At 70.0% G+C, this 13744-nt stretch carries 15 protein-coding genes and 1 tRNA gene; 10 read left to right on the forward strand and 6 right to left on the reverse strand.

Going from position 1 to position 13744, the window contains the following annotated elements; all coding sequences use genetic code 11:
- Position 1 precedes the first annotated feature (1 nt).
- From AB0G10_RS31590 to AB0G10_RS31610, 5 genes are all read left to right on the forward strand, one after another.
- On the forward strand, positions 2–565 hold the full coding sequence (locus tag AB0G10_RS31590) for a hypothetical protein (protein WP_360929840.1): 564 nt from the start codon (positions 2–4) through the stop codon (positions 563–565).
- An 87-nt stretch (positions 566–652) separates the two neighbouring features.
- Positions 653–2017 (forward strand): NAD(P)/FAD-dependent oxidoreductase, encoded by a 1365-nt coding sequence (locus AB0G10_RS31595; protein WP_360929843.1) that lies wholly within the window; start codon positions 653–655, stop codon positions 2015–2017.
- A gap of 48 nt (positions 2018–2065) precedes the next feature.
- Positions 2066–2148: transfer RNA gene (locus AB0G10_RS31600), tRNA-Leu, on the forward strand.
- A 182-nt stretch (positions 2149–2330) separates the two neighbouring features.
- Positions 2331–3188, forward strand: coding sequence for a Bax inhibitor-1/YccA family protein (locus tag AB0G10_RS31605; RefSeq protein WP_360929846.1), 858 nt, complete (start codon positions 2331–2333; stop codon positions 3186–3188).
- Between the two features lie 107 nt (positions 3189–3295).
- A complete protein-coding gene (locus AB0G10_RS31610) occupies positions 3296–3643 on the forward strand; it encodes a hypothetical protein (RefSeq protein WP_360929849.1) in 348 nt (115 codons plus the stop codon).
- On the opposite strand, the gene AB0G10_RS31615 is transcribed toward AB0G10_RS31610, so the two are convergent.
- The 4 genes from AB0G10_RS31615 to AB0G10_RS31630 form a co-directional block, all read right to left on the reverse strand.
- Complete coding sequence (locus tag AB0G10_RS31615; RefSeq protein WP_360929852.1) at positions 3640–4077, reverse strand: GNAT family N-acetyltransferase; 438 nt, start codon at positions 4075–4077, stop codon at positions 3640–3642. The two genes, AB0G10_RS31610 and AB0G10_RS31615, sit on opposite strands and share 4 nt — an antisense overlap.
- Positions 4078–4254: 177 nt before the next feature.
- A complete protein-coding gene (locus AB0G10_RS31620; RefSeq protein ID WP_360929855.1) occupies positions 4255–5499 on the reverse strand; it encodes an acetyl-CoA C-acetyltransferase in 1245 nt (414 codons plus the stop codon).
- A gap of 45 nt (positions 5500–5544) precedes the next feature.
- A complete protein-coding gene (locus AB0G10_RS31625) occupies positions 5545–6333 on the reverse strand; it encodes an SGNH/GDSL hydrolase family protein (protein WP_360929858.1) in 789 nt (262 codons plus the stop codon).
- 16 nt (positions 6334–6349) lie between these two features.
- Positions 6350–7372, reverse strand: coding sequence for an SGNH/GDSL hydrolase family protein (locus AB0G10_RS31630; RefSeq protein WP_360929861.1), 1023 nt, complete (start codon positions 7370–7372; stop codon positions 6350–6352).
- A gap of 159 nt (positions 7373–7531) precedes the next feature.
- Between AB0G10_RS31630 and AB0G10_RS31635 the strand changes: the two genes are divergently transcribed.
- Positions 7532–7876, forward strand: a complete 345-nt coding sequence (locus AB0G10_RS31635; RefSeq protein WP_360929864.1) for a YkvA family protein — start codon at positions 7532–7534, stop codon at positions 7874–7876.
- 3 nt (positions 7877–7879) lie between these two features.
- On the forward strand, positions 7880–9238 hold the full coding sequence (locus tag AB0G10_RS31640) for a cystathionine beta-synthase (RefSeq protein ID WP_360929867.1): 1359 nt from the start codon (positions 7880–7882) through the stop codon (positions 9236–9238).
- 32 nt (positions 9239–9270) lie between these two features.
- On the opposite strand, the gene AB0G10_RS31645 is transcribed toward AB0G10_RS31640, so the two are convergent.
- On the reverse strand, positions 9271–10179 hold the full coding sequence (locus tag AB0G10_RS31645; RefSeq protein WP_360929870.1) for a trypsin-like peptidase domain-containing protein: 909 nt from the start codon (positions 10177–10179) through the stop codon (positions 9271–9273).
- Positions 10180–10357: 178 nt separating this feature from the next.
- On the opposite strand from AB0G10_RS31645, the gene AB0G10_RS31650 reads away from it, so the two are divergent.
- Together AB0G10_RS31650 and AB0G10_RS31655 are read left to right on the forward strand one after the other, a co-directional pair.
- Positions 10358–10648 (forward strand): hypothetical protein, encoded by a 291-nt coding sequence (locus AB0G10_RS31650; protein WP_360929873.1) that lies wholly within the window; start codon positions 10358–10360, stop codon positions 10646–10648.
- A gap of 1041 nt (positions 10649–11689) precedes the next feature.
- Positions 11690–12001: a hypothetical protein gene (locus tag AB0G10_RS31655; protein ID WP_360929876.1), complete on the forward strand. Its 312-nt coding sequence runs from the start codon at positions 11690–11692 to the stop codon at positions 11999–12001.
- Here the strand turns inward: AB0G10_RS31655 and AB0G10_RS31660 are convergent.
- Complete coding sequence (locus AB0G10_RS31660; protein WP_360929879.1) at positions 11998–12177, reverse strand: hypothetical protein; 180 nt, start codon at positions 12175–12177, stop codon at positions 11998–12000. The two genes, AB0G10_RS31655 and AB0G10_RS31660, sit on opposite strands and share 4 nt — an antisense overlap.
- Before the next feature lie 116 nt (positions 12178–12293).
- Between AB0G10_RS31660 and AB0G10_RS31665 the strand changes: the two genes are divergently transcribed.
- Entirely contained in the window at positions 12294–13715 is a 1422-nt protein-coding gene (locus tag AB0G10_RS31665) for a CYTH and CHAD domain-containing protein (RefSeq protein WP_360929882.1), read from the forward strand.
- Positions 13716–13744 lie beyond the last annotated feature (29 nt).

Here is a 13744-nt window from a genome sequence, read left to right on the forward strand (position 1 = left end):
CATGCTCACCAAGATCTCGAAGCGGGCGGGCCGGCTGCGCACCACGCTGAGCCGCGCCACCGCCGTGCCGGTGATCGTCCGTTTCGCGGTGCTCCTGACCGGCCTGCTGGCGCTCGGCGTGGCCTGGCCCGCCGAACTGCTCGCCACCCGCTACTTCACACTGCTCGCCGTCGTGGCGGTCTGGCCCGCGATCGCGCCGGGCGGCCGGGGTGGCACCGCCGTGGCCCTCACCGCGATTGGCGGCTGGCTGCTCGACACGGCCGGATTCGACGCCCGGGTCGCGCTCTGGCGGGTCCTCGCGCTGGCCGCTCTGCTCTACCTCGCGCACACGCTCACGGCGCTCGCCGCGGTGCTGCCCATCGATGCGATAGTCAACTTCGACGTGCCGGGGCTCTGGCTCGGCCGGGCCGCCGTGGTGATCCTGATCTCGTCGGTGCTGATCGTCCTGGCCCTCGGCCTCACCGCCGATCTCGGCGGCAGCGCATTCCAATTGGCCACCCTGGCTGGGATTGCTGGGGCCGGTGTTGTGACAGTTCTCCTAGCACGTATGGCTCGACGCGAGTGAAATCTGTTAGTTACGACACTTGACTTTCGTCGTTGCGATCGTCACAGAACAGCGCATGAACAGCCTCTCGCGCGCGAGAATAGGGGCGTGAATCCACCGCGCATAGTCGTCGTTGGAGCAGGTCACGTCGGGCTGTATGCCGCCCTCCGCCTGTCCAAGAAGATGAACCGGAACCGGGCCGAGATCGTGGTCATCGACCCTGTTCCGCACATGACTTATCAGCCGTTCCTGCCTGAGGCAGCGGCCGGTAACATCTCGCCGCGACACGCTGTGGTGCCGCTGCGCCGGGAGCTGAAGAAGTGCCGCATCGTCTCCGGTGAGGTCACGAAGCTCGAGCACGCCCGCAAGACCGTCACGATCCAGCCGATCGACGGCCCCGCCTACGAGATGGAGTACGACCACATCATCGTGGCGCCGGGCTCGGTCTCGCGCACCCTGCCGATCCCCGGTCTGAGCGACCGCGGCATCGGTCTCAAGACCATCGGCGAGGCCATCTACCTGCGCAACCACATCCTCGACCGCCTGGACGTCGCCGCCGTGACGCCGGACGAGGAGGTTCGCAAGGCCTCGCTGAACTTCGTCTTCGTCGGTGGCGGCTTCGCCGGCATCGAGGCGCTCGCCGAGATGCAGGACGTCGTCGCGGACGCGCTGAAGTACTACCCGGAGCTGGACCCGAAGGAGGTCCACTTCATCCTGGTGGAGGCCTCCAACCGGATCCTCCCCGAGGTCGGCCCGGAGATGGGCGCCTACACGGCCCGGCAGCTCGCCAAGCGCGGCATCGACCTGCGCCTGGAGACCTTCCTGAAGTCGTGCGTCGACGGCCAGATCGTGCTCTCCGACGGTGACACCTTCCGCGCCGAGACCCTGGTCTGGACCGCGGGCGTCAAGCCGTCGCCGATGCTCGAGCACACCGACCTGCCGCTCGGGCCGCGCGGGCACATCAACTGCCTGCCGACCCTCCAGGTCGCGAGCATCGACTCCGGCGAGGTGCTCGAGGGCGCCTGGGCCGCGGGCGACGCCGCCCAGGTCCCGGACCTGACGAACCCGGGTGGCTGGTGCTCGCCGAGCGCCCAGCACGCGGTGCGCCAGGCCACCGTGCTCGCCGACAACATCCGCCAGGTCATCCTCGGCGGTGCCCCGAAGGAGTACCGCCACAAGCACGTCGGCGGCGTCGCGGGCCTCGGCATCAACAAGGGTGTCGCGCACGTCTACGGCGTGAAGGTCAAGGGCTACCCGGCGTGGCTGATGCACCGCTTCTACCACGTGAGCCGGATCCCGTCGTTCAACCGCAAGGTGCGGGTGCTCGCCGACTGGGTCCTCGCCTTCGTGCTCAAGCGCGAGACCGTGGCCCTCGGCCAGCTGCACCACCCGCGTGAGGAGTTCCTCGAGGTGACCCCGCCGGTGGCCCCTGCCGCCGAGAAGACCGACAAGGTCTCCGCGGGCTCGCGCTAGGGGAGTTTCCGTCACCCGGGCGGCACCAGATACGGTGTTCGCAGGTCCGCCCGGGTGGTGGAATGGCAGACACGGCCGCCTTAAAAGCGGCTGCCTCACAAGGCGTGCGGGTTCGAGACCCGCCCCGGGCACGGCGTATTTCGCGAAAGGGATGTTCCACCGACTGGCGGAACGTCCCTTTCGTCGTTGCGATCACGCCTCTGACCACGGGTTCTCAGACTTCACACAGGCTCTGCGGGCGGCGATCCGGCGGATCAACCCGTACCCTGGAACGACAGGCAAGACGCCCAACCTCAAGGGGAGGCTGGAAACAGTGAAGACATCGAACCCGGTGCTCTCGCGCCTCGGCCAGGCGGCCGAGCGGGAGCGGGCGGCCGGGTACGGGCCATATGGGCCGACCGGTCAGCCGGGTTACGGCCAGCAGGCGGGTTACGGTCAGCCGGCGTACGGCGACGCCTACCCGACGGCGACAGGCTACCCCGCCTCGCCGCCGGCTGTCCGGCCGATGACCATCGACGACGTCGTGGTCAAGACCGTCACACTGCTCGGCATCACGGGCATCTCCGCGGTCGCGGCGTGGAACGTGATCCCCGACTCGGCGACGGGTGTGGCCTGGATCGGCGCGGCGCTGGTCGGCCTCGTGCTCGGCCTGGTCATCTCGTTCATGCGGGTGGCGAACCCGGCTCTCGTCGTGGCGTACGCCGTGATCGAGGGCGTGTTCGTCGGCATGGTGAGCAAGACCTTCGAGAACATCCTCGGCTACGAGGGGATCGTCCTCCAGGCGGTGGTCGCCACATTCGGCGTCTTCTTCCTGATGGCGGTGCTCTACCGTGCCAAGGTCATCCGTGCGACCCCGAAGTTCACCCGCGCGATCATCTCGATCATGGCGGGCCTCTTCGCGGTCATGCTGATCAACTTCGTGCTGGCGCTGTTCGGCGTCAACACCGGGCTGCGTGACAACGGCGCTGTCGGCATCATCTTCAGCCTCGTCTGCATCGTGGTCGCGTCGCTGAGCTTCATCCTGAACTTCAACGAGATCGAGGAGGGCGTGCGGATGGGTCTTCCGCAGCGCTACTCCTGGACCGCTGCGTTCGGGATCCTGGTCGGCCTCGTCTGGCTCTACATCGAGATCCTCCGCCTCCTGAGCTTCCTGCAAGGCGGCGACGACTGACGGTTCGTCCCGTCGTCGCAGAAATGAGCAACGCCCGGCCCGCCTCCCCGCGGACCGGGCGTTGTCCCGTTCCCGGGGCCGGTGCTGCGGCGGGTAACGTCTGACTGATGTCGGACTTCGCCGTGTCGATCGAGCGCCTGTTGAACCAGGTCCGCCACTGGGAGGAGCGCCGCTGGTCCCAGCCGGCCGGATCCGCCCCAGCGGCGGGCGGTGCGGCTCGGGCGGGTGGCGGTGCTGTCACGCGGGCTCAGGCTGTTTTCGCTCTGGCGCAGACGCTTGCCGATCTGGGAGCTGAAGCGGAGAAGGGGCCGGTCCGGGAGGTGCCGTTCGTGCACGCGATGGTTCTGCCGGACCAGCTGAGGGTGCTCGCCGACGACATCGTGGCTGCCGGGCCGCCGCCGGAGCTGCTGACCCGGGCGACCGCTGCGGTGACCGATACCAGGAGTGCCCTCTAAAGGCGGAGGCTGAGAGCCGTCAGACCGGGGACCCTTGTGAAACCGCGGGCTGTGTAGAGCGCCAGCGCCGCCTCGTTGTCGTCCTCGGTCCGCAGGGAGACGCGCACGGCTCCGGCCGTCTTCGCGCGGGCTATGACGTGGTCCAGCAGGGCGTGGGCGACTCCGGCTCGGCGGGAGTCCGGCTTCACGAAGAGATCCTGTACGTGGACCAGCACCCCGAGCAGGAGTGACGCCGGCTGGACCGCGCTGGTGATCAGGCCGTGGAGGGTGCCGTCCCGGGTCGCTGCCGCCATCTCGAGGCGGCCGGTCGTGAGCTGCTCGGCCAGCCAGGCGCGGGTGCGTTCCGGGTCGTAGGGGTGGCCGTAGTGGGCGCGGTAGTCGTCGAAGAGCGCGGCCACGCCCGGGAAGTCCGCCGTCACCGGCACGATCTGCATCCGGCCAGTCTGCTGTCCGGGGACTGAGAGGAGAAGGAGCTCAGCCACTCACGCAGGTCGCGCGGCGCGGTGAGCGCAGCGAAACCCCGCCGCGCCCTCGGCGTGAGCAGCGGTCCGTACCACCCACCCCGCTGCGACATCCTGATCTTGAATTTCGCAGCGGGGCGGGAGGAAGAATCAGCTGAGGCGCTCGATGATCAGGGCCATGCCCTGGCCGCCGCCGACGCACATGGTCTCCAGGCCGATCGACTTGTCGTGCCAGTCGAGGGAGTTGAGGAGCGTCGTGGTGATGCGGGCGCCGGTCATGCCGAACGGGTGGCCGACGGCGATCGCGCCGCCGTTGACGTTGAGCTTCTCCAGCGGGATGCCGAGATCCTTGTAGGACGGGATCACCTGCGCCGCGAACGCCTCGTTGATCTCGAAGAGGTCGACGTCGGAGATGGACATGCCGGCCCGCTTGAGGGCCTGCTTCGACGCCTCGACCGGGCCGAGGCCCATGATCTCGGGGGAGAGGGCGGTCACGCCCGTCGAGATGATCCGGGCGAGCGGGGTGATGCCGAGCTCGCGGGCCTTCGTGTCGCTCATGATGACCAGGGCGGCGGCGCCGTCGTTGAGCGGGCAGCAGTTGCCGGCGGTGACCCGGCCGTCCTGCCGGAAGACCGGCTTGAGCTGGGAGACCGCGTCGATGGTGACGCCGGCGCGGGGGCCGTCGTCCTTCGACACGACGGTGCCGTCGGGGAGCGTGATCGGGGTGATCTCGCGGTCCCAGAAGCCGTTCGCGATGGCCTTCTCGGCGAGGTTCTGGCTGCGGACGCCGAACTCGTCCATCTCTTCGCGGGTCACGTTCTTGACCTGGGCGAGGTTCTCGGCGGTGTAGCCCATCCCGATGTAGATGTCCGGCACGAGGCCGTCCTCGCGCGGGTCGTGCCAGGTCGTGCCGGCCTCGGCGGACCGCTTCGTGCGGGCCTGGGCGTCGTCGAAGAACGGGTTCGTCCAGGGGCCGCCGACGATCTCCTGGGCGGCGGAGGGCAGGCCGTCGGAGGAGCCGCGGGCGAAGCGCGAGACGGTCTCGACACCGGCCGAGATGAAGACGTCGCCCTCGCCGGCCTTGATCGCGTGGAACGCCATCCGGGTGGTCTGCAGCGAGGACGAGCAGTAGCGGGTGACCGTCGCTCCCGGCAGGCCGTCCAGGCCCAGCTTCGTGGCGATCACGCGGGCCTGGTTGAAGCCCTGTTCGCCGCCGGGCAGACCGCAGCCGAGGTAGAGGTCCTCGATCAGCGTGCGGTCGAGCTGCGGCACCTTGTTGAGGGCGGCGTCGACGATCGTGGCGGCGAGGTCGTCGGGGCGCATTTCCTTCAGCGAGCCCTTGTGGGCGCGGCCGATGGGTGAGCGGGCAGTGGCAACGATGACAGCTTCCGGCATGCCGCCAGTTTACTCACCGGTAACATGGTCGGAAGCGCTAATTTGTCACACTCCGCTCATGGCTGCTTTCGCCACGGCGGGATAGAGCGCGTGCGCCCACACCCGATAGCCGTCGGCCGACGGGTGGAAGCCGTCGTAGCAGAGCGTCCCGGCGTCCGCGCGGAACACCGCCCCGGTCTCGCCGGCCAGGTCGACGACCGTGCCGCCGGCCTCGGCCACGGCCCGGGCCTGCGACTTCGCCATCCGGCGGCCGACCAGCCCGGCGATCTGCCGCAGCGGCGGGGCGATCGAGCGGACCGCGCCCAGGTCCGGACAGGTGCCGACGACGACCTGCACGCCCGCCGAGCGCAGCCGGCGCACGGCCTGGCCGAGGTGGATCGCGGCGTCCTCGGGGGCGCGGCCGGACGCGGCGTCGTACGCCCCGATCAGCACCACCGCGACGTCCGGCCGGTCGCCGAGCAGGGCCCGCGCCACCTGGGTGGCGAGGTCGCTGGACCGGGAGCCGGCCACGCCGACGCTGCTGAGCAGGACGTGCCGCTGCCCGGTCTCGGGGGTGCCGTCGGCCAGCAGCCGGGCCAGCTGGCCGCCGACCGTGTCGGAGAGCCACTCCACGCCCACGCCGACCGCGGCCGAGTCGCCGAGCAGCACGAGCCGCAGCGGCGGGGCCGTGGCCGGGCCCATCGAGGTGCGCAGGGCCAGGCCCATCGTGGGCTTGGCGTAGCGGCGGGCCTTCGCGGCGAGCAGCTCGCCGGCGATCAGCGCGGCGCCGCCCACCGCACCGGCGAGCAGACTGGTGGCAGCTGCCTTGCCCAGTCGTTCCGGCAGACCAGCCATGTCCCGCCTCCCTGCGTCAGCCGACTTGATGATCCTCTGGCGTATACCCTACGGCGGGAACCGGGTTCGTCGTGCCCGCCCTCGATCCGAACCAGTGCCGGGGCTCGCCGAACCAGGGGTGCCTGCGCAGCTGCGCCCACCGGCCCGCCGGACTGACCTCGGTGCCCGGCGCCCGGACCGCGGCGTCGGCGGCCTCGGGCAGGGTACGGACGGCCTCGGCGATCGGTGTCCGCTCGTCCTCGCCGAGGGCGGCCATCACCGTCGGCATCATCACGGCCGCTGCCCTGGCGTACCCCTCGGCGGACGGGTGGAAACGGTCCGAGCTGTACATCCGCACCGGATCCGCCTCGAACATCGGGCCGAGCAGGTTGCCGATCGAGACGGTCCTTCCGCCCTCGCGCACCACGGCGACCGTCTGCGCGGCGGCCAGCTGGCGGCTCCAGCGCCGGGCCAGCCAGCGCAGCGGCGGCTTGATCGGCTGGATCGCGCCCAGGTCGGGGCAGGTGCCGACGACCACCTTGCAGCCCGCGGCGCGCAGCCGGCGGACCGTGTCACCCAGATGGCGGACGGCGGCGGCCCGGGCCGAATTGTGCGTGACGTCGTTGCCGCCGATCAGGATGATCGCGAGGTCCGGCTGGTATTCCAGGGCGGCGTCCACCTGGTACGGCAGGCCCGACGACATCGAGCCGACCACGGCGAGCCGGTGCAGCCGGACCGGGCGGCGCAGCCGGCGCGAGATGCCGGTGGCGAAGAGCGCGCCGGGTGTCTCCCGGGGACGGTGCACGCCGTAGCCGGCCGCCGACGAGTCACCGAGGATCACCAGGTGCAGCGGCTTGCCGCCGAACTTCGCGCCGTACACCCCGTCGCCGCGCGGCGGCGGGGCCTCGGCCAACGGGATCACCCGGCGTGCGGTGGCGGCCTGGCGCAGCAGCAGTCCCGCCGAGAAGGCGGCGACGCCCGCGAGCGCGCCCGTCACGTGACCGGCCATCTTGATCCGCCGCCAGCCGTTGGCGGAGAGGGTGAAATCGATACTGCTCATGATTCCCTCCTCGTCCTTCATTCCAAGATCGGCATGTCATTGATCGGCATGTCATTCCAAGATCGGCATGGAAAGTGGGTACTTGAGGCTAACTCGCCATGGCGAGAGGCAATCATGGCGCGGCCAAGTCATGCTGGAGTGGCGGAGAGGGGAACAGAGATGGCCAAGACGTTGAAACGTGCGGCGGCGTTCACGGCGCTCGCCCGCGCACTGACCGCCGGCAGCAGGGGCGGGCCGTCGCTCGCGACACGGCTCGCCGCTCTGCCCCGGATGCTCAGCGCGGTGCGCCGGGGCGAATACGACGGCGGCGTGCGGCTCGCCATGATGGCGGCCGCGACGGTCTATGTCGTGTCCCCGATAGACGCGATCCCCGAGGCGTTCGTGTGGGTGTTCGGCCTGATCGACGACGCCGTGGCGGTCACCTGGCTCGCCGGGGCCGTGCTCGCCGAGACGGATCGCTTCCTGGAGTGGGAGCGGACCAACCCGCGCCTGGTCGTAAAGTGAAGCGTGCGCTATTACGACAACGTCGTCGAGATCATCGGTAACACTCCGCTGGTCCGGCTGAACAGTGTGACCGAAGGCATCAGCGCCACCGTGCTGGCCAAGGTCGAGTACTTGAACCCCGGCGGCTCGGTCAAGGACCGGATCGCGCTGCGGATGGTGGAGGACGCCGAGAAGGCGGGCCTGCTCAAACCCGGCGGCACGATCGTGGAACCGACCAGCGGCAACACCGGAGTCGGCCTGGCCCTGGTGGCCCAGCAGCGGGGTTACAAGTGCGTCTTCGTCTGTCCCGACAAGGTCAGTGAGGACAAGCAGAACGTCCTGCGGGCGTACGGCGCCGAGGTGGTGGTCTGCCCGACCGCCGTGGCCCCCGAGGACCCGCGTTCCTACTACAACGTGTCCGACCAGCTGACCCGCGACATCCCCGGCGCGTGGAAGCCCGATCAGTACAGCAACCCGGCCAACCCGCGCTCGCACTACGAGCAGACCGGCCCGGAGCTCTGGGAGCAGACCGGCGGCAAGATCACCCACTTCGTGACGGGTGTCGGCACCGGCGGCACGATCAGCGGCGTCGGCCGCTACCTGAAAGAGCAGGGGAACGTCCGCGTCATCGGGGCCGACCCCGAGGGGTCCGTCTACTCCGGTGGGACCGGCCGTCCCTACCTCGTGGAGGGTGTCGGCGAGGACTTCTGGCCGAGCGCCTACGACAAGACCGTCACCGACGAGGTCATCGAGGTGAGCGACTCCGACTCGTTCGAGATGACCCGCCGGCTGGCCCGCGAGGAGGGTCTGCTCGTCGGCGGCTCCTGCGGCATGGCCGTGGTGGCGGCGCTCGAGGTGGCCCGCAAGGCCGGCCCCGACGACGTCGTCGTGGTGCTGCTGCCGGACGGCGGCCGGGGCTACCTGTCGAAGATCTTCAACGACAAGTGGATGGCCCGGTACGGCTTCCTGCGTACCTCCGCGGCGACCCCGACCGTGGCCGACGCGCTGGCCGGCAAGGGCGCCGAGATCCCGCCGCTGATCCACGTGCACCCGACCGAGACGGTGCGCGACGCCATCGACTACATGCGGGAGTACGGCGTCTCGCAGCTCCCGGTCCTGAAGGCCGAGCCGCCCGTGGTGACCGGCGAGGTGGCCGGCTCGATCTCGGAGAAGGCGCTGCTCGACGCGCTCTTCACCGGGCAGGCCCACCTGCACGACACGATCGAGAAGCACATGGGCGACGCGCTGCCGATGATCGGCGGTGGCGAGCCGGTGGCCGAGGCGGTCGCGCTGCTGGAGAAGGCGGACGCCGCGATGGTCCTGGTGGACGGCAAGCCGGCCGGGGTGCTCACCCGGCAGGACCTGCTGGCCCACCTCAGCTGAGCCTCAGCTGAGGTCCTCCGCGACGCTGGGCCTCAGCTGAGCTCGTCCGGCGTCGCCACGACGTCGACGAGGGCGTTGCGCCTCAGCAACGTGATCGGCAGTTCCACGCCGATCGCCGGGCCGAGCATCAGCCGCTGCAGGGCTTGGGCAACCTGCAGCGGCTTGCCGCCCGCCGTGATCAGGACGTCACCCAGGTAGATCCCGGCGTGCCCGGCCGGGCTGCCGGGCACCACCTCGACGACTCGCAGCCCCTGCTTCTGGTCGAGCCGTTCGGCGACGGCCGGTGGCAGCGGCTGCGGCACGCCGGCCACGCCGAGCCAGGCGCGGCGGACGCGGCCGGTCGAGACGAGCTCACTGATGATCGACCGGGTGGTGTCGCTGATCGGGACGGCGAGCCCCAGGCCGAATCCCGCTATCGCCGTATTTATCCCGATGACCCGGGCGTCGGAGTCGGCCAGTGCGCCACCGGAGTTGCCCGGGTTCAGCGCGGCGTCCGTCTGGATCACGTTGTCGATGATGCGGACCCGGCGGCCGTCCCGGGCCGGCAGCGACCGGCCCAGCGCCGAGACCACCCCGGCCGTGACCGAGCCGGCCAGGCCCATCGGGTTGCCGACCGCCACCACGAGCTGACCGATCTTCAAGCCGTCCGCGTCGCCGAGCGGCGCCGGCGGTGCGCCCGGGTGGTGCACCCGGACCACGGCGAGGTCGGAGAGCGGGTCCGCCCCGACCACGTCGAACCGTGTCTCGGTGCCGTCCGCGAAGGCCGCCACGCCCTTCGCCGCGCCGGCCACCACGTGGGCGTTGGTGAGAAGGAAACCGTCGTCGGTGAAGGTGACCGCCGAGCCGGCGCCGCTGCCCCGCGACGAGCGCACCGACAGGGCCGCGACGGAAGGCAGAAGGCGCTCGGCGACGCCGGTCACGACGCTGCTGTACCCATCCATACGTATCTCAAGGCTCCGCCGTGCCGCATCGATACCCGTACGGCGTCCGCCCACGGCGAACATGGACCGTCACGGATAGTCGCCACAATCGCACACACAGTCCGACCAGCCGATGGTGGTCTGCGGTTGTATGTGTCGTGACGGAGCTATGAGCCACTCCCGGATGGAGGGGTAGGGGATGGTCGACGTCGACGAGGCGGTGCCCGCCGACATCGTGGACCGCCTTCTGTGGCGGGACGCGCAGCAGATGTTGGGGCGCCACACGGCGTCCGAGGCGGACGGCACCTGCGTCTGGTGCGGATGGCGATGGCCGTGCTCGGCCCGCCGCCTGGCGCAACGCGCCGACACCGTCGCCCGCCGATCCTGGCGGGAGTCGTGGACCTTGCGCCACGACCTGAACACCATGCGCGACCGGCCAGGTCGCGGGCTCAACGTTCCGTCCGACCACCGCTACAGGAGGCTCCTATGAGGTCTTAGACGTCGCCTGCCGTCCCCCGGCAGGCAAGGGCTTCCCGGCCCGGCGACGTCTCCCGGCGGTGACGCCGGCGCGCCCCGCCAGCGCTCCGGTATCCCGCGCCCAAGCCCGCCTTTGAACCGGTCACCAGGATCAGCACGCCTCCGCTGATCCGTGCCTCCGGCCAGGCACAGCCGATTCGGGCGGGGCGGTGGGCGGGAGCACGTGATCACAGGTTCCCCCGCATTCATAGGTCACGTGCTCCCGCCTTTTCCGCATTTATACCTTTTATATGTACGAAGAATGGCGGCCGCCCTCACCGGATCCGACCGCCCCCGATCGCACAAACCTGAAGCCCCTTCCCGCCGGCGCGACCCGCCGCCGGCCCCGGCGTCCCCTCACGCCCGCCAGGCCTCGACTCCCAGCCGGCCGGCGTCAGTCAGAGCCGTTTGTCGCTCGCGCCTTCCGCAGGCCGCCGGTGCCTTCCACCGGTCGCCCGGCACCTTCCGCAGCTCGCCCCGCGCCTTCCGCAGGTCGCCTTGCGCCCTTGGCGTTCCCTCCCGCGCCGCAGATGCCCAGGCAGCGACCCGCGATCCGGCCGTTCCCACGCGCGATCGCGATGCGGCACGCGCAGATGCCCCCGCCGCGACCCGGTGATGCCCGGCCGGCTGCACTCCACGGCTCGTGCAAGCGCTCCCACGCAGCCGTGCCGTACAGCCGAGGGGATCCGGCTGTACCTCATGGCTGGTGCGAGCGCTCCCACACAGCCATGGCGTACAGCCGAGGGGGCCGGGCTGTATCTCATGGCTGGTGCGAGCGCTCCCACGCAGCCGTGCCGTGCAGCCGAGGGGGCCGGGCTGTATCTCATGGCTGGTGCGAGCGCTCCCACACCGCCATGCGCTACAGCTGACGCGAGTCACTGGACGCAGTCCTGCGCGGGAAGGACAGGTCGTACAAGTGGGCGCCGCACTTTTCACACCCCGGAACGAAAAGTATCGACATGTCCTGACATGTCGATCAGACTCGGGAATGAGGTGACGGGCGACGGAGGTGGGCATGCAGTACCGGAACGACGATGAGCGCGCCGCCTGGGAACTGGCCGAATTCATGATCCAGCAGGCACGGCTGATGATGCGCGAGGCGGAGAAGGCGCTGGAGAGCTGGAAGCTCGGCAAGGAGATGAACCGGCAGCGCTGTGCGCGCCGCGGCATCAACACGACGGACGCGGAGATCCGGTGGGCGGCGTCGGCCAGCGCGAAGAACGCGATCACCAACAACTCGTTCCACGTGTCGCTGGCGACCATGTACTACGGGGCGGCGACCGCGAACTACGCGCGGGCCGAGTACCTCAGGAACAACCGGCCCTAGAGATCGTCGGGGGTGTCCTGTTCGGCGACCGGGCCGGGCTGCGGGCGCGGCGGTTCGGCCTGGGCCGGGGAGGCGGGAACGGCGAGCGCCAAGCCGAGGACGGCGCCGGCGCCGATGAGGCGCAGACCGGCGAGCGACGCGGACAGCGAGACGGGACGGCGTTCGGGCTTCTCCATGCGGCTCTCCTAACTGATCCTGGGAAAGAACCGTGACTGATCCTGGGAAAAGAACCATGACAGCTCAACCTGAGACATGACTGTGTCAAAGGGCGGCAACAGGGCACCATTGATACGTGGAGATCGCCACCGAGACCGAGCGCAAGTACGACGTCCCCGAGACATTCGAACTTCCGGAGCTGGCCGGGGTGGCCGGCATCGCCGACTTGGGCGGCGCCGAGACACATGATCTCGACGCCACCTACTTCGACACCGAAGACCTCCGGTTGATGAGAAATCGCCGGACACTTCGCCGCCGGGCCGGCGGCAACGACGCCGGCTGGCATCTGAAGACGCCCGGCGACGGTGAAGGGCGCACCGAGCACCGGGTGAACGGGCACGAAGGCGACACGGTTCCGGACGAACTGGTCGGTATCGTGCGCGGCATCGTCCGCCGTCACTCGCTGGGCCCGGTCTGCCGGTTGCAGACCCATCGGGTGGAGACGCCGTTGCGGGACGAGGGCGGGCGCACCCTCGCGTTGATCGCCCACGACCGGGTGATCGCCGACGCGGGTGAGGAGCACAGCGTCTGGCAGGAGCTCGAGGTGGAGCTGGTGGACGGCGACGCCGATCTGCTCGACGCCGTGGAGCGGGTGCTGCTCGACGCCGGCGCGACCCCGGCCGGGGGTCCGTCCAAGGCCGCCCGCGCCCTGTCCAGCAAACTCTCAGAAAAAACTAAGAAGACCAAGATCAACCCCGTTGTCCGGTACGCCCGTGAGCAGCGCGACGCGATCATCGGACACGATCCCGCGGCCCGGCGTGGCGACCCGGAGGCGGTGCACAAGATGCGGGTGGCCACCCGTCGCCTGCGCAGCACGCTGAAGACGTACCGTCGCTGGTTCCCGGAGACCGGTGCCGGTGACGAGCTCCGCTGGCTGGCCGGCATGCTCGGCGCGGTCCGCGATCCTCAGGTGCTGGAGGGGAAGCTGCTGGCCGGCGTCGTGGAGTCGGGGCCGGAGTTCGAGCCGGCCGCGAACCGGATCCGGGCGGCCCTGGAGCACCGCGTCGCCAAGGGCCGTGACGAGCTGGCCGAGGCCCTCGACTCGGATCGTTACCTCACCCTGCTCGACGACATCGACGCGCTGGTGGACCACCCGGAAACTCATGGTGGGGACCCTTCCCGACGTACCCGGAAGGTCTTGAAAAAGGCGGACCGGAGACTCGATGCGGCGACCGCGAGCGGGGTCGACGAGGAATTGCACGAGGCCCGGAAGACCTACAAGAAGGCCCGGTACGCCGTCGAGGTCATCCAGCCGGAGCACGGCAAGCCCGCGAAGCGTCTGGTGAAGGCGTTGACCGCGCTGCAGGACGGCCTCGGCGCCCACCAGGACTCGACGGTGGCCCGCGAGGTGCTCCGCGAGATCGGCCCGGACAGTTTCCATTTCGGCGTGCTGTACGGCAGGCAGGAACAAGTGGGTAAGGAGACCTTGCGGGAGGTGCCCGCGCTCGTGCGGGCGTCGCGGCGCAAGAAGGTGCGGCGTTGGCTGGTGAAGACATGACCACTGATGTTCATCAGGAACACGTTGAT

The organism is Actinoplanes sp. NPDC023714 (genome assembly GCF_040639855.1).
Lineage (GTDB): Bacteria > Actinomycetota > Actinomycetes > Mycobacteriales > Micromonosporaceae > Actinoplanes.